Raw genomic sequence first — 22,936 nt, 5'->3', positions numbered from 1 at the left:
TCAAACCGATTCTAATATTACGAATTTTAAATTGCCGAAATGTCGCGCGACACATTGAAGCAGTCGGATACAGCAGCGCTTGTTCTCGCGCATCATTTTGCGCAGCACGTCAGTCGCTGCTCGGCGGCTTCATCAGCGAGAACAATTCGTCGATAGTGCGCTGCGCGGTGGCTCGCACGCGATCGGAATTGTCCATGCCGGCGATGTTGACGCCGTTGACGACGGCTTTGATCTCGTCGCGAAAGTCGGTGAGGAAGCGCAGGGGATCGCGCTGTTCATTGGCGACGCGCGCGATCAACCCCGTGATCAGAATCTGACACGCGATCAGCTTGCCGTTCAGTTCGTCCATTCCGCACTCCCATTGTGGCGCGCCGATATGACCGATGCTGATTTTGCTGACAACCGAAACGCTGCATTGCGGATTTAGAACCGTTCTCGCGGAGGTTAATCCACTCCCTCGCGCAGCGCTTCGGCTCGCGCCTCGCGCCGGCGCCCACGCCACCTGCGAGCATTTCCCGTCTCTTGCACGCTCCTCGTTAAGGTCGGGAAAATGCAGCACTGCACACCGCGGCATCACCCGTTGCCTACGGGGTGCAAAGCTTTCCAATTGTTTAGGATTCTCAACTGATAGTGCTGTTTACACTGGAACTTGGCGTGTATTATACAAGCCCTGCTGGAACTCTTTGATAGCCCCGCAATTCGTTGTTTTGGGCATAAAGCCGATACGCTCACATATGAAAAAGTCACGGCCGATCCTGTGGATTCTCATCATCGCAGCTGTGGCCGGTGGCGGCTATTACGGCTGGCAGCGATTCTCGGCATCTGAGGCCGCGAAAACCCAGGCCGCGCAGAAGGGTGCGCCGCGGGTCGCCGCCGTGCCCGTCAGCATCGCGCCGGTCCAGAAGGCCGACTTCCCGGTCTACCTGACCGGTCTCGGCACCGTGCAGGGCTTCAACACCGTACAAGTCCGGACCCGGGTGGACGGCCAGATCGACAAGATCGCCTTCACCGAGGGCCAAATGGTCAACCAAGGCGATCTCCTGGTCGAGATCGATCCGCGCCCGTTCCAGGCCGTCCTCGATCAGGCCAAGGCCAAGAAGGCGCAGGACGAGGCCAATCTCGCCAACGCCAATCTCGATCTTCAGCGCTACACCAAGCTCGGTGAATTCGCGACGCGGCAGCAGACCGATACGCAACGCTCCACCGTTGCCCAGCTCACCGCCCAGATCGCCGCCGACGAAGCCGCGATCTCCAACGCCCAGACCCAGCTCGACTACACCCAGGTCAAGTCGCCGATCACCGGCGTCGCCGGCCTGCGTCAGGTCGACATCGGCAACATCGTCAACGCCTCGTCCCAGACCGGCGTCGTCACCATCGCGCAGGTCGAGCCGATCACGGTGATCTTCACCGCGCCGGAAGACCAGCTGCCTTATATCAGCGAGGGCCAGAAGTCCGGCGCGCTCAAGGTGATCGCATTCACCACCGACGGCAAGAAGACGCTGGCCGAGGGCAAGCTCGCCGTCATCAACAACCAGGTTGATACGACCAGCGGGACTATTCGGCTCAAGGCGGTGTTCGACAACAAGGAGCACACGCTGTGGCCGGGACAATCGGTGTCGACGCGCCTCTTGGTGCGAACCCTGAAGGATGCGACCATCGTCCCCGATGACGCAGTGCTGCATTCGACCAACGGCCTCTACGCCTATACCGTCGGCCAGGACAACAAGGCGGAGGTTCGCAAGCTCAAGGTCAGCTATTCCATCGACGGCCGTTCGGTTGTCGATGAAGGTTTGAGCGCCGGTCAGCAGGTGATCACCGGCGGTCAGTACAAAGTGCAGCCCGGCAGTCTCGTCTCGACGGCCGTGGCGAGTTCGGATCCGGTTCAGAAAAACAAGGTTAAGCAGGAATGACCGAAGGCGGGATTTCGGCACCTTTCATCCGTTATCCCATCGGCACGTCGCTGCTGATGGCCGGCATTCTTTTTGTCGGTCTCGTCGCCTATCCCCTGCTGCCGGTCGCCCCGCTGCCGCAGGTGGACTTCCCGACCATCCAGATCACGGCTAATCTGCCGGGCGGCAGCCCGGAGACCATGGCCTCGTCGGTCGCGCAGCCGCTGGAGCGACAGTTCGCCCAGATTCCCGGCATCGCGCAGATGACTTCGACGAGCTATCTGGGCACCGCCTCGATCACCATCCAGTTCGACCTCAACCGCAGCATCGATGGCGCCGCCAATGACGTGCAGGGCGCCATCAACGCGGCAAGCGGCCAGTTGCCGAAGAACCTGCCCTCGCCGCCGACCTACCGCAAGGTCAACCCGGCGGACTCGCCGATCCTGCTGCTGTCGGCGACCTCAGACACGCTGCCGCTGACCACCGTCAGCGATTCCATCGACGCCCAGCTCGCCCAGCAGATCAGCCAGATATCCGGCGTCGCGCAGGTGTTCATCGGCGGCCAGCAGAAGCCCTCGGTCCGCGTCCAGATTGATCCGGCGAAACTCGTGGCCAAGGGCCTGTCGCTGGAAGACGTGCGCAGCGCGATCGGGATCACCACGGTTGACAGCCCCAAAGGCAATATCGACGGCGACAAGCGGGCCTACACGATCTACGCCAACGACCAATTGTTGCAGTCCAAGGACTGGAACGACGTCATTATCGCCTACCGCAACGGCGGACCCTTGCGGATCAAGGACATCGGCCAGGCGGTCACCGGTCCTGAAGACGCCAAGCAGGCGGCCTGGGCCAACGGCAAGCGCGGCGTGTTCCTGGTGGTGTTCAAGCAGCCGGGCGCCAACGTGATCGAGACCGTCGACCGGATCAAGGCGACCCTGCCCCGCCTCGTTGCGGCGATTCCGCCCGCAGTCAAGATCGAGGTCATCAGCGACCGCACCACGACCATCCGCGCCGCAGTCGAGGACGTGCAGTTCACGCTGCTCCTGACCATTGCGTTGGTGGTCATGGTCATCTTCGTCTTCCTGCGGAGCTTCTGGGCGACGGTGATTCCCGCCATCACGGTTCCGCTGGCGCTGCTCGGCGCCTGCGCCCTGATGTGGGTGTTCGGCTACTCGCTCGACAATCTGTCCCTGATGGCGCTCACGATCGCGGTTGGCTTCGTCGTGGACGACGCCATCGTGATGCTCGAGAACATCACGCGCTACATCGAGGAAGGCGAGAAACCGCTCGCCGCCGCCTTCAGAGGTTCCAAGGAAATCGGCTTTACCATCGTGTCGATCAGCGTCTCGCTGGTCGCGGTGCTGATCCCGCTGCTGCTGATGGGTGGCATCATCGGCCGCCTGTTCCGCGAATTCGCGGTCGTGCTGGCGATGACCATCTTCGTCTCGATGTTCGTGTCGCTGACCCTGACCCCGATGATGGCCTCGCGCTTCCTGCGCGCCCATGGCGAGGTTACCCACGGCAAGTTCTACCAGTGGAGCGAGAGCGCCTTCGACGCGATGCTGCGTGGCTATGAACATGTGCTCGACCACGCGCTCAACTGGCGCCGCACCACGCTGGTGATCTTCTTCGCCACCCTCGCTTTGTCGGTCTATCTCTTCATCCTGATCCCGAAGGGCTTCTTCCCGCAGCAGGACGTCGGCCTGATCACCGCGACCTCGGAAGCCTCGCAGGACATCTCGTTCGCCGAGATGCAACGTCGTCAGGTCGACCTTGGCCAAATCGTAATGGCGGATCCCGACGTCGCTTCGGTAGCGATGAACATCGGCGGCAGCGGCCGCGCCGGCAATAACGGCAACATGTTCATCACCCTGAAGCCACGCAACGAGCGCGAGGCGTCCGCGCAGCAGATCATCGCGCGGCTGCGTCCCAAGCTCGAGAAGGTCGCCGGCGCCCGCCTCTATATGCAGGCGGCCCAGGACGTCCGCCTCGGTGGCCGTCCGACGCGCACCCAGTTCGAGTTCACCTTGCAGGACGCCGATCTCGGCGAGCTCAATTCGTGGGCGCCCAAGATTCTCGCCAAGATGCAGACGCTGCCGGAGCTGCGCGACGTCGCGACGGACCAGCAGACCCAGGGCACCACGGTCCAGCTCAAGATCAACCGCGACACCGCCTCACGCTACGGCATCCAGCCGCAGCTGATCGACGACACGCTCTACGACGCCTTCGGCCAGCGCCAGGTCGCGCAGTATTTCACGCAGCTCAACAGCTATCACGTGATCCTGGAAATCCTGCCGGAGATGCAGGGCAACCTCGATTCCCTGAACAAGCTCTATCTGAAATCGCCGCTGACCGGCGATCAGGTGCCGCTGTCGACCTTTGCGACCTGGTCCACCGATCCGGTCCGGTCGCTCTCGATCAGCCATCAGGGCCAGTTCCCGGCGATCACGATCAGCTTCAACCTCGCCCAGGGCGTTGCGCTCGGCCAGGCCACGGAGGCCGTGCAGAAGGCGATGGCCGATCTCGGCGCGCCGGCAACGCTGAACTCGAGCTTCCAGGGCACCGCGCAAGCATTCCAGCAGTCACTCGGCACCGTGCCGCTCCTGATCCTCGCGGCGCTGGTCGTGGTCTATCTGATCCTCGGCATTCTCTACGAGAGCTACATCCATCCCATCACGATTCTCTCGACCCTGCCCTCGGCCGGCGTCGGCGCGCTCGCGATCCTGATGGCGGCCGGCTTCGAGTTCAGCCTGATCGCGCTGATTGGCGTCATCTTGCTGATCGGCATCGTGAAGAAGAACGGCATCATGATGGTCGACTTCGCCATCGCCGCCGAACGCGATGGGAAGTCGCCGGAAGAATCGATCCGCCAGGCCGCGCTGCTCCGTTTCCGCCCGATCATGATGACGACGATGGCAGCGCTGCTCGGCGGCGTGCCACTGATGCTCGGCCACGGCACCGGCGCCGAGATTCGCCAGCCGCTCGGTTACGCCATGGTCGGCGGCCTGATCGTCAGCCAGGCGCTGACGCTGTTCACCACGCCGGTGGTCTATCTCTATCTCGACAAGTTCTCGAACCTGTTCAAGAGCCATTCGGCCGAGGACGAAGGGCACGATGCGACCGGGCACGGCACCGTCAAGGAAGCCGCCGAGTAAGCTTGCGCCGCGGCTCCCGCGACGCTACAGCGAGGCCCTCGGTTCACGCCAACGCGGTCTCGCCATGCTCATGCAATCCAGACTTGTCGCTCTCGCCGCCGCTGCGCTGTTGTTCACGGGTGCCGCGTATGCCCAGCAGGGCGCCAAGAAGAACGCAGCTCCCCCTGCCACGCAGCCCGCGCCCGCACCGACCCAGCCGCAGGCCGAGGGCGCTCCGGCGCAGCCCGGCTGGATCGCGCGCTGCACCAGCGCGAGCCGCGACGCGCCGCTCGAATGCGCGATCGAGCAGAACGCGGTGCTGACCAAGACCGGCCAGACCATCGTGCTAGTTAACATCCGCATCGCCCCCGACACCCGCACGCCGGTGGCGTTGCTGCAATTGCCGCTCGGCCTCAATCTGCCGGTCGGTGCGAAACTCCAGGTCGACGAGGGCAAGACGGTCGATCTCCAGATCCAGACCTGCGAGAACCGCGGCTGCTACGCCTCGACGCCGATCGCGCCGGATCTGCTGGCGAGCCTGAAGTCGGGCAAGCAGTTGAAGGTCTCCTTCCAGAACATGGCCAAGGAGACGATTGCAATCCCGATGCCGCTGAACGATTTCGCGGCGGCCTACGACAAGATCAAGTAGCTCGCGGCCATCCTTCGAGACGCCCGCTTTCGCGGGCTCCTCAGGATGAGGTTCTGCTCTGCGGCACGACCTTAGACCGCCATGGTGAGGAGCCCGCGCGAGCGGGCGTCCCGGAACAACCCCCGAGCGGCGGACGCACATTCGCGATCTCGCGGCATGTTTTCGCCCGAGTCTTGCACGTCTCACGCCGCCCTCCCGAGAAAGGGCGCAGGGAAGACCGGGCGCCGGCTGGCACCCATAAAACCCCCATGCGAAAATGATGCACACGCAATGCACAGGGGAGACACAGGGCAACCGAAACTCGGCCTTCCCTGCGCAGTGGTCTGACGGCTTATGCGCGCTCTCCTCGGAGACGAGTTCCTTTTGCCTCCGTCACCTTCGCGAAATTCACCGCACCACGCCGGTTGACGTGATGAGGCCTTCGCAAATGCTTGACCGTAGCAACGACGGCCAGGACCACACGGTTTCGCCGTACGCGAGCGTCCTTCCTGCTTCGCCCCAAGGAGCTTCGCAGGACCTCGAGCGCCGTTCGTACAACGCGGCTCGAATGTGGCTCACAGGGCTCGGCTCAATCCACTGCCCCGCCCTGCCACACCCCTCCGCGACGGCGCCGCCCGCGTCCACCGCAATTCCAGCCCGCGTTCGTGACGACGTACGACCGCCCCTTTGGTGGGCTGGGATGCGCCACCCATACGATAAATCCGAATTTCGGTAAAGTGGAATATTTTTGTTTGACGGGATTGACGGCTCTTTCGCGTGTTTTGCCCGACGGCAGCACTAGGGATTGTGGCCCAGTAGAGCCGCCTAGCCTGTAGCGCAAATGCGCAGGCTGGGTGAGTCAGCCGAAGGCGTAACTCACCACGTCCCTTTCCGCGGACACAAAGGTGGTGGATTACGCTTCGCTAATCCACCCTACGAAGCACGTTCAGCCGACCACGTCGCTCGCCCGCAGCAGCGCGATGAAGCCGCCATAGATCATGCGCTTGCCGTCGAACGGCATGTCGGAGCCCTTCAGCCGCGGATCGGCCATCACCTTGGCATTGACAGCATCGCGGCTCGCGCGATCGCGGTAGACGATCCACGAGAACACCACGACTTCATCCTCCGTCGCCATCACCGCGCGTGGAAAGGATGTGAGCTCGCCATAGGGCACGTCATCGCCGATGCATTCGACATAATCGAGCGCGCCATGCTCCATCCACACCGCGCAAGCCGTTCGGGCCAGCGCCTTGTAGGCCTCGATCTTGTCCTTCGCCACAGCCAGCACGAAACCATCGACATAAGGCATCACGGATCTCCTTGGGTTGTGTGACCCAAGGACGATCGGACACACGCCGATCCGACCGGCGAATTGCAATGTCGGATGAGGCAAACCGTCGCGAGGGACGGCACGGCGGGCCGCCGGATAACGGCGATTCAGAGCTTAGGAAAGCGCCTCAGAATTGGCTGGGGAACTAGGATTCGAACCTAGACAAACAGAGTCAGAGTCTGTTGTGCTACCGTTACACCATTCCCCAACGGAATAGTCGAACAAATTCAATATCTTACTGATCTGTCCGACTGCGGCCGGATGCGCGTTTGGCGCAAATCACGGCTCAGGCGTGGCAGGGTTCTACCTGCTCGGCCCTAGGCTGGCAAGCGCGGCTGTGCACGGATCACAGCGCAGCCGCCCTCACCTCAAACACACGCCCCGCCCCCTACTCCATCTTGATATTCGCGGCCTCGATCACCTTCTTCCACCGCTCGGTCTCGGAGGCAATGTAGGCGGCGAACGGCTCGGAATCGACTGCGACTGCCGTGGCACCGAGCTCGGCCATCTTCTGCACCGTCTCGGGCTGCTGCATGTAGGCACGGATTTCGGCCGAGAGCTTTTCGATGATCGGCTTCGGCGTGCTGGCCGGAACGAAGAAGCCGTGCCAAGCGACCGCCTCGAAGCTGGGCAGGAATTCGGCAACGGCCGGCACTTCCGGATCGAAGGCGGCCCGCTTCGGCGTCGCGGTGGCGAGCATCGCGAGCTGGCCGGTCTTCACCTGCGGCAGCAGCAGCGGCACGTTGTCGAAAGCGAGATCGATCTGGCCGCTCAGCAGATCCGTCAGCATCTGGCTCGAACCCTTGTAGGGCACGTGCACCATCCTGGTGCCGGTCATCTGCTGAAACAGCTCGCCGGCGAGATGCTGCGAGGTGCCGACGCCGGCCGAGCCGAACGAGACCTTGTCCGGGTTCGCCTTCAGATAGGCGATCAACTCCGGCACGGTGCGCGCCTTGATCTTGTCGGGGTTGACGACGAGCACGTTGGGCACGACGCTGATCTGGGCGACCGGCGCCAGATCCCTGTCGGGCTGGTAGCTGAGCTTCGGCCCGTACAGCGACGGGTTGATCGCGAGCGCCGACGTGCTGGCGAGACCGAGCGTAATGCCGTCGGGGGCCGACTTGGCGAGCCGCGTCACGCCGAGGATGGAGCCGGCGCCGCCGACATTCTCGACCACGAACGGCTTGCCGAGCTTCATCTGCAGATGGTTCGACACCATGCGCGCAAGGATGTCCGCGGTGCCACCGGCCGCGAAGGGCACGATCACCGTCACCTGCTTGGACGGATAAGTATCCTGCGCACTCGCCGGCGACATCGCCAGCAGAATTGCCGAGGCAAGGCCAAGCCACATCGATCTCATCGAAGTTTCCCCTACTTTTACAGTGTTATTGTTGAGTCGCCGCGAGCGCGCCGCGGAGATGGCTAGAACGCGACCTCGTACATCTCCAGGATCGCATCCCGGCTCAGATCGCGCGGATTGTTGTCGAGCAGGCGGCGAATGGCGTGCGCCTCATCGGCCATCACGCCGAGATCATTCTTGGGCACGCCGAGCGCCGACAACCGCATCTCGACGCCTAGGTTTTTGCAGAAGGCGTAGGTCGCATCGAATGCAAGCTTCGGATCGCGTTGCTCTTGCAGGCCGAGCGCCCCGAGCACGGCGACAGTCTTCGCCTCGACCGCCGGCATGTTGAACGCCAGCGTGTGCGGAAAGATCACCGCACAGGCGAGACCGTGGGCGACGTGATGGCGCGTGCCGAGCGGATAGGCCACGGCGTGGCCGGCGGTGGTGTTCACCGGCCCCAGGCAATAGCCGCCATACAGCGAGGCGAGCGAAAGACCAGCGCGCGCGTCGCGATCGCCGCCATCGGCCACCGCGCGCTTCAGATAGCGTCCGACCAGCCGCGCGCCCTCGAGCGCATAGATGTCGATCGCCGGATGCGCCTTGCGGCTGGTATAGGCCTCGACGCAATGCGCCAGCGCATCGACGCCGGTGGCAGCCGTGATTTCCTTCGGCACGGTCATCGTCAGATCGGGGTCGACGATGGCGATATCGGCCAGCATGAAACGGCTCTGCACCGCCTGCTTGTTCTGGCTGACGGGATCGGTGATCAGCGCGCGGGTGCCGGCCTCGCTGCCGGTGCCAGACGTGGTCGGGATCTGCATCAGCGCAACGCTGCGGCCGGCCATCTTCTCCGGTCCGACGATATCGGCAAAGGCGACGTCACTGGTGGACATCACGGCGACCAGCTTGGCGAGATCCATCGCGCTGCCGCCGCCAAAGCCGACGACGAGATCGGGCTTGACGTCGCGCGCCATAGCGACCGCCTTCTCGAGATTGGGCAGATCCGGCTCGGGCTTCACCTCGCCGAACACTTTGACTGCGCCCGGCAGCGCCAGCGTGTCGACGCGACGCGCGTTGAAGGGATCGGAGATCACCAGCGGCCGCTTGGCACCGATCCGTTCGGCGAAGCGCGCTGCAGCGGTGATCGTGCCGTTGCCGAACTCCAGGATGGTGGGGCGGAGGATTTCGATGGGCGTGAAGGCGTTGGTCATCGTGGGCTCGATCTCAAGACTTGGATGCGGAGGCGCCGGCGGCCAGCCGCTCGGCATAGTCGATGGCCTCGATCAGGCTGTGTTCGTTGGCGATGCCCTTGCCGGCAATGTCGAAGGCAGTGCCGTGATCGACGGAGGTGCGGATGATCGGCAGGCCGAGCGTGATGTTGACGCCGGAAAGCTCCTGCCAGCGGCCGGTGGCGGGATCGACCTGGAAGCCGAGCAGCTTGACCGGGATGTGCCCCTGGTCGTGATACATCGCGACCGCGGCATCGTACTGGCCGGCGCGCAACTTGACGAAGATGGTGTCGCCGGGCACGGGACCGACCACGTCGAGACCGTCGGCGACTGCTCGCGCAATCGTGGGCGCGGAGACGTCGATATCCTGCCGGCCGAACAGACCGCCCTCACCGGCATGCGGGTTGAGCGCGGCGATTGCGATCTTGGGTTTTGCGATGCCGAGCCGGCGCAGTGCATCGTCGGTGAGATCGATCACCATGCGCAGCCGCTCCGGCGTCAGACGCTTCGGCACGTCCTCCAGCGCCACATGGGTCGAGACATGGCTGACGCGCATGTTACCGTGAGCGAGCAGCATCACCGAACCGCGCACGCCGGTGAGATGCGCGAGCATCTCAGTATGCCCTGGAAAATGATAGCCGGCCTTGTTGAGGGCTTCCTTGTTGAGCGGCGCCGTGACAATGGCTCCGGTTCGGCCTGCCTGCGTGAGACGCACGCCCTGCTCGATCGCCTTGTAGGCGAAGCGGCCGCCATCGGCGCTGAGCACGCCGGGCTTGATCGGGTCGCCTTCGGCGTCGGCTTGCAGGTAACAGAGGTTGGGCCAGTCGCGATCGTCGGCCGTCACCTGCGGGATCGCGATATTGGTACCAAGCGCGGCCTTCGCGCTGTCCAGCGCCGCGCCGCTGCCGATGATCAGCAGGCGCAGATCGCCGGTCGCGATCCGGTCCTTCAATCCGACACAGGCCTTGACGATGATCTCAGGCCCGATCCCGGCGGGATCGCCCATGGTGATGGCAAGATGCCGAGAGGTCATGACGGACTCCCCATAGTGAGCAATTGATTTTCCCGGAGCAGATCGCGCCACAGCTCGCGCGCGCCGAACGCTCCGGATTTCGAGATGACGTCGACGCCGGCCCAGCGGCCGCCTTGCAGCACCGAGCGCGGCAGTCCGGGTACGATGCGCCCCGTGACCTGGAGCGCATGCGCGCCGAGTGCAAGGCATACGGCCTTCAGCGTCTCTCCACCAGCAACGATCAAGGTTCCGGGTGGGTCGAGCGTTGCGGTCAGCGCCGTCAATTCGCGCGCGATCCGTTGCGCCGCTCCTGCGCGCGACAGGCCATCGGGAAGGGCGAATTTCACCAAGGCGACGCCGTCGTCCGCCAGCTTGCGCTGAACACTGACGCCGCCCTCACCCTCGGCGACCGCAATCGTGGCGTCGCCACATACGTCGAGCTGAGAGGCAGTGGCGGCCTGGTCTGAGCCGAACAGGCCCAGCACCGGGCGCTTCAATTTCGAAAGTGCATCTGCGCGGTGGCCACGCGCGAGCGCACCGGCCAGCCCGCCACTGCCGCACCACAGCACCGGCCCGGGCATCCGCCGCGCCATCTCGACGACGCGATCGAGATCGAGGTCGCTCTCGGCATCGAAGACCTGAACGCCGCCTTGCGCCAGCGTGTCGGCGCCGCCGCGCCGCGCCGCGATGCCATCCCGTCGCAACTGGTCCAGCAGATTGTCGCCGACGCGATGCCAGTCGCCCTCCACCGTGCGCGCATATTGCTGGGCATCGACGGTGCGGCGTCCCTGATAGTCGAAGGCAGGCGCGACCACGCATGACGCCCAGTGGCCGGTGCTCAGGCAGGCGCCGAGCTCGGCCGCCCAAGCGCCACGGAGAAGGCTGTCGACCTTCTTGTAGGCGATCGCGCCGTCGCGAAGCAGCGGCGCCAGCCGGCCAACGATCGCGACGCTCTCGTCTTTGGAACGCTCCCTTGTGCCGCTGTCGATCGCCAGGCTCGGGGAGCCTGTTGCCGCGGGCGTGTCCTGCCAGATGACGTCGAACGGTCCGCACAGGCCGACGAACTCCGCCGCGGTATCGAGCGCGCCGGTCAGGTCGTCGGCAAGCAGGCGGATGCTGGTCATCGTCATGCCGCTCCCGCGCCAAAGATCTTGCCGGGATTTACCAGCGCGTCCTGAAGGGAGTCAGGCATCGGATCGCCTCGTCGTCCGCGTCCGCCTTAAGCGGCGGCCGCGAATGCCGCGGCATTCGCGAGCAGCTCTTTCAATTGAGCCGCCGGCAACGTCTCCAGCGGCGGCCGCAGGCGCTGCCAGCCGGCGTGACCGGTGCGCTCGGCCATCAACGCCTTCAGGGACGGCATCTGCGCAAAGCGCGAGACCAGCTCACGCGCCTTCACGATGCGCGCCTGCGCAGCCGCGAGGCTTGCGTCGTCATCGCTGTCGCGGAAATGCTTGAAGACATAGGCGAGATCGCGCGCGACGAGGTTCGAGGTCGCGGTGATGCAGCCCCCACCGCCCTTGCGCAGCAGCGGCAGCAGCAGAGGATCGGCGCCGGTCAGCACCGAGAAGCCCGGAAACCGCGCGACCATCGCAGTCATGTTGGCGAAGTCGCCCGACGAATCCTTGATTCCGACGATGGTCGACGGATAGGCCGCGCGCAACCGTTCGATCAGCGCGTGCGAGATCGGCTGCATCGACATTTGCGGGATGTGATAGAGCACGATTCTGAGGCGCTTATCGCCGATGCGCTGGATGATCTCGCTATAGGCGGCATAGACACCGTCATCGCTGACGTTCTTGTAGTAGAACGGCGGCAGCATCACCACGGTCTCGACGCCGACCGACAGCGCATGCCGCGTCAACGCGATGGTGTCGGTGAATGCGGCGACGCCGGTGCCCGGCAGCAATTGGTTCGGCTTGATGCCGCCGGCGATCACGGCCTCCAGCAGCGCGGTGCGCTCGGAGACCGAGAACGAGTTCGCCTCCCCCGTCGTGCCAAGCATCGCAATGGCATCACAGCCTTCGTTCAGCAGGTAGCGGCAATGCGCGATGAAGCGCGCATGATCGGGCGCGAGCTCGGCGTCGAGCGGCGTCAACGCGGCGCAGAACACGCCATGTGGGTGCAGCGATGATGTCGACAAAGCTTCCTCCGATCGTCAGATCGATGTTGTTCGGAATGCGAACATTTGTTATAATCTGACCCGTTGGTAAGATCAGGCTGCCGCCGCGTCAAGGGCTGGCTGTCATGGCAGGGCATACAGGCATGGCCAAGGTCGAGAAGAAGGCGGCGAAACGCGCACCGGAAGCTACACCGAAAAATCCCAAGAATCATGTCGCGTCCGTCGGCAAGGCCTTCGCCGTGCTCAAGAGTTTCACCAGCGAGGCCTTCGAACTGACGCTGAGTGAAGTTGCCGCACGCGCCGATCTCGATCGCGGCACGGCGTTCCGGCTGATCCAGACCCTGATCGAACTCGGCTATCTCCAGGCGGTGCCGCAGAGCCGCCGGTTCCGTCTCGGCGTCGCCTGCCTCGACCTCGGCTACACCGTGCTGTCGCACGGATCGTTGCGCACCATCGTCGAGCCCTTGTTGCGCGACCTCGTGCCCGAGGTCGGCGATGCGGCCTCGCTCGGCATCCTCGATGGCGGCGATGTGATCTATCTCGCGCGCGTCGGCGCTGGCCTCGACCGCCACAAGATGGACCGTCGGCCGGGCACGCGTATCCCCGCCTATAGCGCCGCGCTCGGCCATGCGATGCTGGCACATCTTCAGCGCAACGAGCAGATCGAGCGGCTGGAGTCACGGCCCCGCGTCAAGCTGTCGGAGCGAACGCTGACCGATCTCGACGCGCTGCTCGCCCGGCTCGATCAGGTGAAGAAGAAAGGCCATGCCGTCTCCGACGGCGAGAACGCCTATGGCCTGCGCACGCTGGCGATGCCGATCCTGGACGCGCAGGGTTTTGTGATCGCCGGACTGAGCGTCACCGTGGATGCGATGCGCATGGACATGCCGACCTTTCGCGATCAGGCGCTGCCGAAGCTGATCCGGCTGACGAGCACGGTGCAGGAGATCACGATCAAGTCGGGCCTGTTGAGCTGAGCGCGCGGTCGACCGAAGCGCGATCGCCCAAGACAGCTATTCCGGGACGAGCGTCGCAAGTCCGGCTTCGATGATGGTGATTTCCTCGCTCACCTGCGCGATGGAGCGCTGCGGGTCGACGCCGGTCACGGCCACCAGCTGCCGCAGCAGGTCCTGGCGATGCGCCAAAATATCTTCCAGCGCATCGCGATCATTCAGCCGCACATAACCCTCAACGATCAATTCAACGGAACGAGACATGGTACTCTCAATACACAACTGATTTCTGATCCTTCGAAAATACCGCGCTGGCGCGCGGCTGCGGGAATGAAGTCGCGTAAACCTTGACAGGTAAGATTAATGGCCGGGCAACGCAGCGCCTAAACGGTGATACGATCGAAGTCTGCGGCGATCCGGACGTCCGGGAAGATCTTTGCCGCCTCAGCCAGGATCTCCTCGTCCTCATAGCGGCCCGACAGATGGGTCAGCACGAGTTGCCGGACGCTATTCGCGGCCGCGAAGGTGGCAGCCTCCGCCGCGGTGAGATGGCCGTAATCCCGGGCAGTCGGCGAATCGCGATCCAGGAACGTCGCCTCGATCACCAGCAGGTCCGCACCCGCGACATGTTTCGATAGGCCCTCGGTGGTCTCGGTGTCGCCGATCACGACCAGCTTCTTGCCACTGTTCGGCGCGCCCAGGACATCCTCCGGATCGATCGTCCGGCCACCTTCAATCGTGACCGACCGACCTGCGGCCAGCTCGCCGCGCATGGGACCATCGGGCACACCGAGCGCAGAGAGGCGGTCAGACAAGAGATGGCGGCGCGCAGGACTTTGGAAAACGAAGCCAAAACTGTCGGTATCGCGATGGCGAACCGGAAAACAGTCGATCGTGAACTCGCCGGCGTCGACGACCGGCCCTTCAGACAGCGGCGCGAACTCTATTGCGATCGGCGCCCGGCCCTCGCCCCATAGGCCGGCGAGCATGCGGATGACGATATCGAGCGTACCCGGCCCGCCATGGATGGTCATCAGGTCGGAGGTCTGCCGCAGCCCCAATGTCGAGAACAGACCGGGGATGCCGAGCACGTGGTCGAGATGCCCGTGCGTCAGCAGAATGCGATCGAGCCGCCGAAAGCCGGCGCCGCTTCGCAGCAACTGTCGCTGCGTGCCCTCGCCGCAATCGATGAGGATGCGCTCGCCCGCGGCCTCCAGGAGAAGCGCCGGATGGTTGCGCTCTGCGGATGGGACGCTGGCCGAGGTGCCTAGCAATGTCAGGGCGAACATTATTGACTCTTGTCGGGGTCGCAGGGCTGATTCCTTCGGAGCCTTACCCGTGCGCCGACTGCGCCTCAACCGCCTGCACCGCCACGCTCGCCACCTGCCGCAACGCCTCGCGGTCGGAACCTGAGGACGCCATCACGCCCATGCCGACAGACACCGCCGAGACATAGCGCGCGAGCGCTGCGGGATCCGAGGTCGGCTTGAGATCGCCTTCAGCCTTGGCGCGAACAAAACGCTCGCGGAGCTGATCTTCGTTCTCGGCGCGGCGGGCGGCAAGTTCAAACGGGACGTTCTCGGAGCCGGTGCCGCAAGCGATGCCGCCTTGCACCAGCAGGCAACCGGGTGGATTAGCGGGATCGGTCTGCTTCTCGGCGATGCCCATCAGCATCCGCTCGGCGACCTCGCGGGCGGTCGGCGCCGCGACCACCCCGTCCATCCAGACGCCGCGCAATTTGGTGTAGCGGTTGAGGGCGGCCTTGAGCAGACCTTCCTTGTTGCCGAAGCAGGCATAAAGGCTCGGCGGGTTGATGCCCATCGCCTCCGTGAGCTGGGCAATCGTGGCGCCCTCATAGCCATGGCGCCAAAACACTTCCATCGCCTGATCCAACGCGACATCAGCGTCGAATTCGCGGGGGCGTCCCATGCCCATATGCCTGTCTCCTTGGAATCGGCGTCATCCCTCAACTAACGCCTGATCCTATCTATTTGTTCTGTCTTTCTTTTCTCTTCCGCCTTCCCATTCTTGCGGTAAGCGGCTACAATTTTCTTAGTGAACGGTACATAAGTATCTTGCGCTGCGATATCCAGCTCCACATCTGTAGTGAACACTACAATTCTGGAGCGCGCCAATGCCCCCCTCCCAAAATACCTCTCGTCCTGGCCGTATCCGCCGCCTTCTCGGCGGCGCTGCGATCGTGGGCGCCCTCGCCGTGGCTGGTTCGATCGCGACCGGCCACTATTTCCGCTCGGCCCAGGCGACCGCACCGGCGGCCGCGGCTGAACAGGCCGTCTCCGTGACCGTCGCGATGATCGAACCGCGGCAAACCGTGCTGTGGGACGATTTCTCTGGCCGGCTCGAGGCCATCAACCGCGTCGAGCTTCGCCCACGCGTTGCCGGCGCAATCCTATCGACCAATTTCACGGAGGGCGCGCTGGTGAAGGCCGGTGACGTCCTGTTCAAGATCGATCCGGCGCCCTACGAGGCCGAGGTCGACAAGGCCAACGCGCAGCTCGAGGCGGCGAAGGCGCGCGTGGTCTTCACCCAGAGCGAGCTCGAGCGCGGCGCGCAGCTGGTCGGCAACGCCGTCGTGACACGGCGCGACTACGACCAGCGCGACAACGCCAATCGCGAAGCCATTGCCAATGTGAAGGCGGCCGAAGCGACGCTCCAGACCGCAAAGCTCAATCTCGATTACACAGAGGTGCGCGCGCCCGTGGACGGCCGCGTCGGCAAGTTCGAGATCACCGTCGGCAATCTCGTCGCCGCCGGCACTGCCTCCCCGGTTCTGACCTCGCTGGTCTCGGTCAATCCGATCTACGCCTCGTTCGACGCGGATGAAGAGGTCGTGCTGCGCGCGCTGAACTCGATCGCGGACGCATCCGGAAAACGCGGCAATCTCGACCAGATCCCGGTCGAGATGGCGACCTCCGGCGGCCTCTCCGCGAAGGGTCACATCCAGCTGATCGACAACCAGGTCAACGGCCAGAGCGGCACCATCCGTGTCCGCGCAGTATTCCCCAATGAGGACGGGCGTCTCATCCCCGGCCAGTTCGCACGCGTGCGGATGGGCCAGCCGAAGCAGCAGACGTTGGTGATGATCGACGAACGCGCGATCGGCACCGACCAGGACAAGAAGTTCGTGATGGCGGTCGGCGACGACAGCCGCGCCGTCTACCGGCCGATCACGCTTGGCGGCTCGGTCGACGGACTGCGCATCGTGACAACAGGCTTGAAAACCGGCGATCGCATCGTCGTCAACGGCCTGCAGCGCGTACGCCCCGGTGCTCTCCTCAAAACGGAGGTGGCAGCGATGGGCGCGCGCGGACAGCAGGCCTCCAACCACAGCAACCAGGACGTGGTGCAACGCTAACTACCTCGTTCCGGGCCACGCGCCCGGAATGACGACGAAATAACGACCAAGACATCGCATCTCGATTCCGGGTTCGCGGGCGCTAGCCGCGTCCCGGGTACGGGAGAGCTGTCTCTCGCGCAGGGGCAAAGCCATGAATCTCTCAAAGTTCTTCATTGATCGTCCGATTTTTGCAGGCGTTCTTTCGGTCCTGATTTTCCTTGCAGGCCTGATCTCGCTGTTCGCGATGCCGATCTCGGAATATCCCGACGTGGTGCCGCCATCGGTGCTGGTGCGCGCCACCTATCCCGGCGCCAATCCCAAGGTGATCGCGGAAACGGTGGCCACGCCGATCGAGGAGCAGATCAACGGCGTCGAAGGCATGCTGTACATGTCGAGCCAGGCAACCACCGACGGCGCAATGACGCTGACGGTGACCTTCCGGCTCGGCACTGACCCCGACAAGGCGACACAGCTGGTGCAGAACCGCGTGCAGCAGGCCGAGCCGCGCCTGCCGGCGGTGGTGCGCCAGCTCGGCATCATCACCAAGAAGTCGTCGCCCGACCTCACCATGGTCGTGCATCTGCACTCGCCGAACAACCGCTACGACATGACTTACTTGCGCAACTATGCGGTGCTCAACGTCAAGGACCGCCTGGCGCGGATCGACGGCGTCGGTGACGTCCAGCTTTACGGCGCCGGCGATTATTCGATGCGGGTCTGGGTCGATCCGCAGAAGGCGGCCGAGCACGGGCTGACCGCAAGCGACATCGTCAAGGCAATCCAGGCGCAGAACGTCGAAGCTGCCGCCGGCGTGGTCGGCTCCTCCCCGAACGTCAAGGGCATCGATCTGCAGCTGTCCGTCAATGCCGAGGGCCGGCTCGCGAACGAAGAGCAGTTCGGTGACATCGTGGTCAAGACCGGCACGCGGGGCGAAGTGGTTCGGTTGCGCGATGTCGCGCGCATTGAGCTCGGTGCCTCCGAGTACGGCCTGCGCTCGCTGCTCGACAACAAGCAGGCGGTCGCGATCCCGATCTTCCAGGCGCCCGGCTCCAATGCGCTTGAGATATCCGACCACGTCCGCGCCACCATGGCCGAGATCAAGAAGAACATGCCTGAGGGCGTGTCCTACCAGATCGTCTATGACCCCACCCAATTCGTGCGGTCTTCGATCGAGGCCGTGATCCACACGTTGCTGGAGGCGATCGCGCTGGTGGTGCTGGTCGTGATCCTGTTCCTGCAGACCTGGCGCGCCTCGATCATTCCGCTGCTCGCCGTGCCGGTGTCGATCGTCGGCACTTTCGCGGTGATGCACGTGTTCGGATTCTCCATCAACGCGCTCAGTCTGTTTGGCTTGGTGCTCGCGATCGGCATCGTCGTCGACGACGCCATCGTCGTGGTCGAGAACGTCGAGCGCAACATCGAGGGCGGGCTGTCGCCGCGCGATGCCACCTATCAAGCCATGCGCGAGGTGTCCGGCCCGATCATCGCGATCGCGATGGTGCTAATCGCCGTGTTCGTGCCGCTGGCCTTCATCTCCGGCCTCACCGGGCAGTTCTACAAGCAGTTCGCGCTGACGATCGCGATCTCGACGGTGATCTCGGCCGTCAACTCGCTGACGTTGTCGCCGGCCCTGTCGGCCCTGCTGCTCAAGGGCCACGACGAGCCGAAAGACCGGCTGACGATCATCCTCGAAAAAGGTCTCGGCTGGTTCTTTCGGGGCTTCAACAAGGCCTTCACGCGCTCATCGGAGAATTACAGCGGCACCGTCACCAAGGTGATCTCGGGCAAGGCCGCCGTGATGGGGCTCTACGTGGTGTTGGTCGGCATCACCGCCTTCCTGTTCCAGCAGGTGCCGAGCGGCTTCGTGCCGGGTCAGGACAAGCAATATCTGGTCGGCTTCTCACGCCTGCCCGACGGCGCCACGCTCGACCGTACCGAAGAGGTGATCCGCAAGATGAGCGACATCGCGCTGACCCAGCCCGGTGTCGAGAGTTCGGTCGCGTTCCCCGGCCTGTCGATCTCCGGCTTCACCAACTCCTCCAACGCCGGCATCGTGTTCTCGACGCTCAAGCCGTTCGACGAGCGCAAAGGGCCGGCACTGAGCGGAAACGCGATCGCGGCCGACCTCAACAAGAAATACTCCGGGATTCAGGAAGCTTTCATCGCCATGTTCCCGCCGCCGCCGGTCAACGGGCTCGGCACCATCGGCGGCTTCAAGCTGCAGATCGAGGACCGCGCCGGTCTCGGCTATGAAGCGCTCAACGACGCCACCAAGGCGTTCATGGCGGCGATGCAGAAGGCACCGGAGATCGCCGGCGTGTTCTCGAGCTTCCAGGTCAACGTGCCCCAGCTCTTCGCCGACATCGACCGCACCAAGGCGCTCCAGCTCGGCGTTCCCGTGACGGAGGTGTTCAATACGCTCCAGATCTACCTGGGCTCCTACTACGTCAACGACTTCAACAAGTTTGGCCGCACCTACTCGGTCTATGTCCAGGCCGATGCGCCGTTCCGCGCACGTGCCGACGACATCAGGCAGTTGAAGGTGCGCTCGTCCTCCGGTGACATGGTGCCGCTCTCGGCGCTGATGACGATCCGCCAGAGTGCGGGTCCTGAACGCGCGATCCGCTACAATGGCTTCCTGTCATCCGACATTAACGCCGCGGCGGCGCCCGGCTTTTCGTCAGGCCAGGCGCAGGAGGTCGCGACGCGGATTGCGGCGGAGACGTTGCCGCCCGGCTTTGCCTTCGAATGGACCGACCTGACCTATCAGGAGTTCATCGCCGGCAATTCCGGCCTCTGGGTGTTCCCGCTGGCGATTCTGCTGGTATTCCTGGTGCTGGCCGCGCTCTACGAGAGCCTGACCTTGCCGCTCTCGATCATCATGATCGTGCCGATGGGCCTGCTCGCCGCAATGTTCGGCGTCTGGATCTCGAAGGGCGATAACAACGTCTTCACCCAGATCGGCTTGATCGTGCTCGTCGGCCTCTCGGCCAAGAACGCGATCCTGATCGTCGAATTCGCGCGCGAGCTCGAATTTGCGGGGCGCACGCCGATCCGGGCCGCGATCGAGGCGAGCCGGCTGCGGCTGCGTCCGATCCTGATGACGTCGATGGCATTCATCATGGGCGTGCTGCCGCTGGTGCTCTCGACCGGCGCCGGCTCCGAGATGCGGCGAGCCATGGGCGTCGCCGTGTTCTCCGGCATGATCGGCGTCACCGTATTCGGCCTGTTCCTGACGCCGGTGTTCTATGTGCTGCTGCGGACCGTCACCGGCATGAAGCCGCTGGTGCATCACGGCAGCGACACCAGTGCAGCACCGGTCCAAGGCCTCAACCACGAAGTCGCTGGCCACTAGATCAGGGAAATCCCTGACAGCAACAACAGGACGAGCACGGTCTTGCGAAAGACCGTCTCGTTGACCCGGTGAAACGCGATTACGCCGAGCGCGGATCCCGCGAACAGCGCCGGCAGGCTGACCGCAAGGTCGACCAAGACCTTCGACGACAGATCCTGATGTCCGACCAGCAGGATGATCGCAAAGAGCTGCATCGCGGCGATGAACGGCTGCACCAGGCCGCGCTGCTCGCCCTTGGGCATGCCGCGCATGTCGCACCAGATCGTCGGGATCGCACCGGGCATGGCGGTCAGGCCACCAACGAGCCCTCCTCCAAATCCAATGAGCGCAACCCAGTGACGACCGACGGCCTCACCGGCAGTCACCAGCGTCGGCCGCAGCAGCATGTAGGCGGCATAGAGCGCAACGACGACGCCAAAGCCGCGCCGAAGCAAATGCGTGTCGGTGCTCTGTAACAGCGAGACCGCAATGGGAACGCCGATCAATCCGCCGATGATCAGGAGCAGGCTTCCCTCCCAACGGATGCTGCGCCGGAGCGCCCACAGATTGGTCGCCTGCACGCCGATGCTGCATGCCATCATCAGGGGCACCGCCTCCAGCGGCTGGAATACGCGCAGCAGGACCGCGCCCGCCACGGCAGAGAACGCGAAGCCCGAGAGCCCCGAGACGAAGGCTCCGGCGAACACGGCAGCGCTGAGTAGCATCAGTGTCGTGATGTCCGGCATGATCCGCCCTCCGCTCAGTCATAGGGAATCGGCGAGACCGGTGCGGAGGCGCTTTCCGGGCAGCTAGCAGGCTCGCGCGGAAACGACACCTGCATCGCATGCGCGTGCGATCGTTCCAGCATGACGAGGCCGACCAGTTGAAGGGTGACGAGCGCTGCGGTGAGCGTCATCGCGACGATGTTGGTGTTACGCACGTTCGAGACTGGGGCGGCTGGCCGAACGCTCGCGCGCATCAGATCGGTGGGCATTTTCTGAAATATCCTTCTCACTGCAGACGGCAATAAATTCATTCAAAGGCAACGCGTCATGCTGCGCCCCGAGGAGATGGCGGTAGCGCCGCAACACGCGCTGCGCCTCGATCGCACGCTGCTGATGCAGCGTTGCGATCATGCGATCGACGACGTCGTGGAACTTCCGAACCAGGCTTCGTGCCGTTGTTCGCATGGCGACCTCCTCTCAGCCTGCAAGCGAATTTGATGGAATTCACTCCCACCCGCTGTGAGTTGCTTCACGCAAGAATCGTACGCGACGGACAAGTAGTCGTGTAAGTTCTCGTAGAAGAGAACGCAGCAAATCGCGTCACCCAAACGAATGACGCGCGATAACATTTCTGATGATGAAATTGCGGGCACGGCGCTGATTCGTTCTTCAGCGCTGACGGTGCGTCAGTGAACCAGCGGGTTGCAAAATCCTGCCGCGAGCTTGACGAGGTCGGCCTGCCGGCTGGTGCCGGTCTTGGCGAACACACGATGCAGATGCGTCTTCACGGTCGTATCTGCGATTCCGAGCGCGTCGGCTGTCTCCGGCACGCCGCCGATTTCGACGATGGACAGCAGAACCCTGAGTTCCGCAGCCGTCAGCTCGAACGTGCGGTCGATCAGAGCGGCGCAAGAGCGCGCATCGAACTTCGCCTTCCAGACGAATAGGGCGCCGATGGCGCCCCCGGCACGCCCTGCGCTCCCCTCCCGCAGAAGCGACGGCAGCGCAATCACATGAGCGATGTGATGCGATCCGTCCCTCGATGCCAGCTGAATTTTGCGGCCCGCTCCCGCCACAGCGGCCACCTCCGCTTCGTCACGAAAGACGATGCGCAGCGCTGCATTCGCCTCAGGCGATCTCGCCAGCAGGCGGCCGTTGACGGACCGCAAGACATCATCGGCATCGAGGATCGCGTCGGCCGCCGGGTTGCTGTGGACGATGTTGCAGGCAGCATCGAGCAGGATCACGCCGGCACTTAGTCGATCCACGATATCCGCAAGCGCAATTGACCTCTGCTGCTTCCGCTCAATCGTCCGGCTGATCATCAAAGCGCGGCTTGCGTGGGGAACGATGAGCTGCATGCGCGCGCGCATCTTCGCGTTCAGCATCTCCTTGCCCGGGATGACCGTCATCAGCATCGGGCACGGCGAGTTCGCCTGTTCCAGTACAGCATTTGCGACGTCGGCGCAGCCTTGGGGGCGCAGCCACTCCTGATAGAAGCGCCCGCGACGATATTCGTCGAAATTCACGAGGTCCGGGATGTTGCGTACCTCACCATAGCGCGGCAACCTGGCGAGCGGGTCATGCTGCGCGTATTCGTCGGCATAGAGCTGGATGAAGTGCGGATCGACCCCGCAATAATAGTGCGTCGATCCGGACTTGCTGACCTTGTCTTTTGAAATCAGGCCGCAAGCCCGGCTGCCGAAGAAACCGTTGAGCATGACGACAACATCGGACCACAATTCAGGATTGAGTCCGGCGTCATATATGCTCTCGATCAACTCGGAGTGTTTTGCGGTCAGCTGCATTGAATGAGCCAATAGTCCGGCGCGTGGATTTGAGACGTTGATGCCCTCAGGCTTTTCCATGGAGTCGGCCGGGAC

20 protein-coding genes and 1 tRNA gene are annotated in these 22,936 nt (G+C 63.8%); 6 read left to right on the top strand and 15 right to left on the bottom strand.

Annotated elements, in window-relative coordinates; all coding sequences use genetic code 11:
• Positions 1-109 precede the first annotated feature (109 nt).
• Entirely contained in the window at positions 110-349 is a 240-nt protein-coding gene (locus YUA_RS0119930) for a hypothetical protein (protein ID WP_027532292.1), read from the bottom strand.
• A 385-nt stretch (positions 350-734) separates the two neighbouring features.
• Here YUA_RS0119930 and YUA_RS0119925 point away from each other — a divergent pair, with 385 nt between their 5' ends.
• From YUA_RS0119925 to YUA_RS0119915, 3 genes are all read left to right on the top strand, one after another.
• The gene (locus YUA_RS0119925) at positions 735-1,910 is read left to right on the top strand and encodes an efflux RND transporter periplasmic adaptor subunit (RefSeq protein ID WP_027532291.1); all 1,176 of its coding nucleotides are present in this window, start codon (positions 735-737) and stop codon (positions 1,908-1,910) included.
• Positions 1,907-5,044, top strand: coding sequence for a multidrug efflux RND transporter permease subunit (locus tag YUA_RS0119920; protein ID WP_027532290.1), 3,138 nt, complete (start codon positions 1,907-1,909; stop codon positions 5,042-5,044). The genes YUA_RS0119925 and YUA_RS0119920 overlap by 4 nt, the downstream gene beginning before the upstream one ends.
• Positions 5,045-5,108: 64 nt before the next feature.
• Positions 5,109-5,672, top strand: coding sequence for an invasion associated locus B family protein (locus YUA_RS0119915; protein ID WP_027532289.1), 564 nt, complete (start codon positions 5,109-5,111; stop codon positions 5,670-5,672).
• Positions 5,673-6,597: 925 nt separating this feature from the next.
• Here the strand turns inward: YUA_RS0119915 and YUA_RS0119910 are convergent.
• From YUA_RS0119910 to YUA_RS0119875, 7 genes are all read right to left on the bottom strand, one after another.
• Positions 6,598-6,960, bottom strand: coding sequence for a DUF1428 domain-containing protein (locus YUA_RS0119910; protein WP_027532288.1), 363 nt, complete (start codon positions 6,958-6,960; stop codon positions 6,598-6,600).
• A gap of 155 nt (positions 6,961-7,115) precedes the next feature.
• Positions 7,116-7,189 (bottom strand) — tRNA-Gln (locus YUA_RS0119900).
• Between the two features lie 180 nt (positions 7,190-7,369).
• Positions 7,370-8,341 carry a tripartite tricarboxylate transporter substrate binding protein gene (locus tag YUA_RS0119895; protein WP_027532287.1) on the bottom strand — a complete coding sequence of 324 codons (972 nt, stop codon included), beginning with the start codon at positions 8,339-8,341 and terminating at the stop codon, positions 7,370-7,372.
• A gap of 62 nt (positions 8,342-8,403) precedes the next feature.
• Positions 8,404-9,534, bottom strand: coding sequence for an iron-containing alcohol dehydrogenase (locus tag YUA_RS0119890; RefSeq protein WP_027532286.1), 1,131 nt, complete (start codon positions 9,532-9,534; stop codon positions 8,404-8,406).
• Positions 9,535-9,547: 13 nt separating this feature from the next.
• Complete coding sequence (pdxA, locus tag YUA_RS0119885; protein WP_027532285.1) at positions 9,548-10,585, bottom strand: 4-hydroxythreonine-4-phosphate dehydrogenase PdxA; 1,038 nt, start codon at positions 10,583-10,585, stop codon at positions 9,548-9,550.
• Positions 10,582-11,688: a four-carbon acid sugar kinase family protein gene (locus tag YUA_RS0119880; protein WP_027532284.1), complete on the bottom strand. Its 1,107-nt coding sequence runs from the start codon at positions 11,686-11,688 to the stop codon at positions 10,582-10,584. The genes pdxA and YUA_RS0119880 overlap by 4 nt, the downstream gene beginning before the upstream one ends.
• A gap of 95 nt (positions 11,689-11,783) precedes the next feature.
• A complete protein-coding gene (locus tag YUA_RS0119875; RefSeq protein ID WP_027532283.1) occupies positions 11,784-12,704 on the bottom strand; it encodes a dihydrodipicolinate synthase family protein in 921 nt (306 codons plus the stop codon).
• A gap of 104 nt (positions 12,705-12,808) precedes the next feature.
• Between YUA_RS0119875 and YUA_RS0119870 the strand changes: the two genes are divergently transcribed.
• Complete coding sequence (locus YUA_RS0119870) at positions 12,809-13,660, top strand: IclR family transcriptional regulator (RefSeq protein WP_245285204.1); 852 nt, start codon at positions 12,809-12,811, stop codon at positions 13,658-13,660.
• A 36-nt stretch (positions 13,661-13,696) separates the two neighbouring features.
• On the opposite strand, the gene YUA_RS0119865 is transcribed toward YUA_RS0119870, so the two are convergent.
• The 3 genes from YUA_RS0119865 to YUA_RS0119855 form a co-directional block, all read right to left on the bottom strand.
• A complete protein-coding gene (locus tag YUA_RS0119865; RefSeq protein ID WP_027532281.1) occupies positions 13,697-13,900 on the bottom strand; it encodes a hypothetical protein in 204 nt (67 codons plus the stop codon).
• Positions 13,901-14,019: 119 nt separating this feature from the next.
• Positions 14,020-14,925 carry a ribonuclease Z gene (gene rnz, locus YUA_RS0119860; RefSeq protein ID WP_027532280.1) on the bottom strand — a complete coding sequence of 302 codons (906 nt, stop codon included), beginning with the start codon at positions 14,923-14,925 and terminating at the stop codon, positions 14,020-14,022.
• Between the two features lie 43 nt (positions 14,926-14,968).
• Entirely contained in the window at positions 14,969-15,571 is a 603-nt protein-coding gene (locus YUA_RS0119855; protein ID WP_027532279.1) for a TetR/AcrR family transcriptional regulator, read from the bottom strand.
• A gap of 199 nt (positions 15,572-15,770) precedes the next feature.
• Here YUA_RS0119855 and YUA_RS0119850 point away from each other — a divergent pair, with 199 nt between their 5' ends.
• Both YUA_RS0119850 and YUA_RS0119845 read left to right on the top strand, forming a co-directional pair.
• Complete coding sequence (locus YUA_RS0119850; protein WP_027532278.1) at positions 15,771-17,012, top strand: efflux RND transporter periplasmic adaptor subunit; 1,242 nt, start codon at positions 15,771-15,773, stop codon at positions 17,010-17,012.
• A 133-nt stretch (positions 17,013-17,145) separates the two neighbouring features.
• Positions 17,146-20,349 (top strand): efflux RND transporter permease subunit, encoded by a 3,204-nt coding sequence (locus YUA_RS0119845; RefSeq protein WP_027532277.1) that lies wholly within the window; start codon positions 17,146-17,148, stop codon positions 20,347-20,349.
• Here the strand turns inward: YUA_RS0119845 and YUA_RS0119840 are convergent.
• The 4 genes from YUA_RS0119840 to YUA_RS0119825 all read right to left on the bottom strand — a co-directional run bounded on the left by YUA_RS0119840 (position 20,346) and on the right by YUA_RS0119825 (position 22,861).
• Entirely contained in the window at positions 20,346-21,074 is a 729-nt protein-coding gene (locus tag YUA_RS0119840) for a sulfite exporter TauE/SafE family protein (protein ID WP_027532276.1), read from the bottom strand. The two genes, YUA_RS0119845 and YUA_RS0119840, sit on opposite strands and share 4 nt — an antisense overlap.
• A 14-nt stretch (positions 21,075-21,088) precedes the next feature.
• Positions 21,089-21,268, bottom strand: a complete 180-nt coding sequence (locus YUA_RS0119835; protein WP_245285203.1) for a hypothetical protein — start codon at positions 21,266-21,268, stop codon at positions 21,089-21,091.
• Positions 21,261-21,518, bottom strand: coding sequence for a hypothetical protein (locus YUA_RS48415; RefSeq protein ID WP_084292710.1), 258 nt, complete (start codon positions 21,516-21,518; stop codon positions 21,261-21,263). Before YUA_RS48415 ends, YUA_RS0119835 begins: the two co-directional genes overlap by 8 nt.
• A 221-nt stretch (positions 21,519-21,739) precedes the next feature.
• Positions 21,740-22,861 carry a helix-turn-helix transcriptional regulator gene (locus YUA_RS0119825; protein WP_027532274.1) on the bottom strand — a complete coding sequence of 374 codons (1,122 nt, stop codon included), beginning with the start codon at positions 22,859-22,861 and terminating at the stop codon, positions 21,740-21,742.
• Positions 22,862-22,936 lie beyond the last annotated feature (75 nt).

The organism is Bradyrhizobium sp. WSM3983 (assembly GCF_000473045.1).
Lineage (GTDB): Bacteria > Pseudomonadota > Alphaproteobacteria > Rhizobiales > Xanthobacteraceae > Bradyrhizobium.
Note: the sequence above shows the minus strand (reverse complement) of the source record. Positions and strands in the feature narration are given on the sequence as shown.

Excerpts from the sequence above, each read along its gene's own strand:
- YUA_RS0119930 (WP_027532292.1), bottom strand. The coding sequence starts at position 349 with ATGGACGAACTGAACGGCAAGCTGATCGCGTGTCAGATTCTGATCACG.
- YUA_RS0119895 (WP_027532287.1), bottom strand. The coding sequence starts at position 8,341 with ATGAGATCGATGTGGCTTGGCCTTGCCTCGGCAATTCTGCTGGCGATG.
- YUA_RS0119880 (WP_027532284.1), bottom strand. The coding sequence starts at position 11,688 with ATGACCAGCATCCGCCTGCTTGCCGACGACCTGACCGGCGCGCTCGAT.
- YUA_RS0119890 (WP_027532286.1), bottom strand. The coding sequence starts at position 9,534 with ATGACCAACGCCTTCACGCCCATCGAAATCCTCCGCCCCACCATCCTG.
- YUA_RS0119865 (WP_027532281.1), bottom strand. The coding sequence starts at position 13,900 with ATGTCTCGTTCCGTTGAATTGATCGTTGAGGGTTATGTGCGGCTGAAT.
- pdxA (WP_027532285.1), bottom strand. The coding sequence starts at position 10,585 with ATGACCTCTCGGCATCTTGCCATCACCATGGGCGATCCCGCCGGGATC.
- YUA_RS0119840 (WP_027532276.1), bottom strand. The coding sequence starts at position 21,074 with ATGCCGGACATCACGACACTGATGCTACTCAGCGCTGCCGTGTTCGCC.
- YUA_RS0119855 (WP_027532279.1), bottom strand. The coding sequence starts at position 15,571 with ATGGGCATGGGACGCCCCCGCGAATTCGACGCTGATGTCGCGTTGGAT.
- YUA_RS0119870 (WP_245285204.1), top strand. The coding sequence starts at position 12,809 with ATGGCAGGGCATACAGGCATGGCCAAGGTCGAGAAGAAGGCGGCGAAA.
- YUA_RS0119850 (WP_027532278.1), top strand. The coding sequence starts at position 15,771 with ATGCCCCCCTCCCAAAATACCTCTCGTCCTGGCCGTATCCGCCGCCTT.
- YUA_RS0119845 (WP_027532277.1), top strand. The coding sequence starts at position 17,146 with ATGAATCTCTCAAAGTTCTTCATTGATCGTCCGATTTTTGCAGGCGTT.
- YUA_RS0119915 (WP_027532289.1), top strand. The coding sequence starts at position 5,109 with ATGCTCATGCAATCCAGACTTGTCGCTCTCGCCGCCGCTGCGCTGTTG.
- rnz (WP_027532280.1), bottom strand. The coding sequence starts at position 14,925 with ATGTTCGCCCTGACATTGCTAGGCACCTCGGCCAGCGTCCCATCCGCA.
- YUA_RS0119910 (WP_027532288.1), bottom strand. The coding sequence starts at position 6,960 with ATGCCTTATGTCGATGGTTTCGTGCTGGCTGTGGCGAAGGACAAGATC.
- YUA_RS0119925 (WP_027532291.1), top strand. The coding sequence starts at position 735 with ATGAAAAAGTCACGGCCGATCCTGTGGATTCTCATCATCGCAGCTGTG.
- YUA_RS0119920 (WP_027532290.1), top strand. The coding sequence starts at position 1,907 with ATGACCGAAGGCGGGATTTCGGCACCTTTCATCCGTTATCCCATCGGC.
- YUA_RS0119825 (WP_027532274.1), bottom strand. The coding sequence starts at position 22,861 with ATGCAGCTGACCGCAAAACACTCCGAGTTGATCGAGAGCATATATGAC.
- YUA_RS48415 (WP_084292710.1), bottom strand. The coding sequence starts at position 21,518 with ATGCGAACAACGGCACGAAGCCTGGTTCGGAAGTTCCACGACGTCGTC.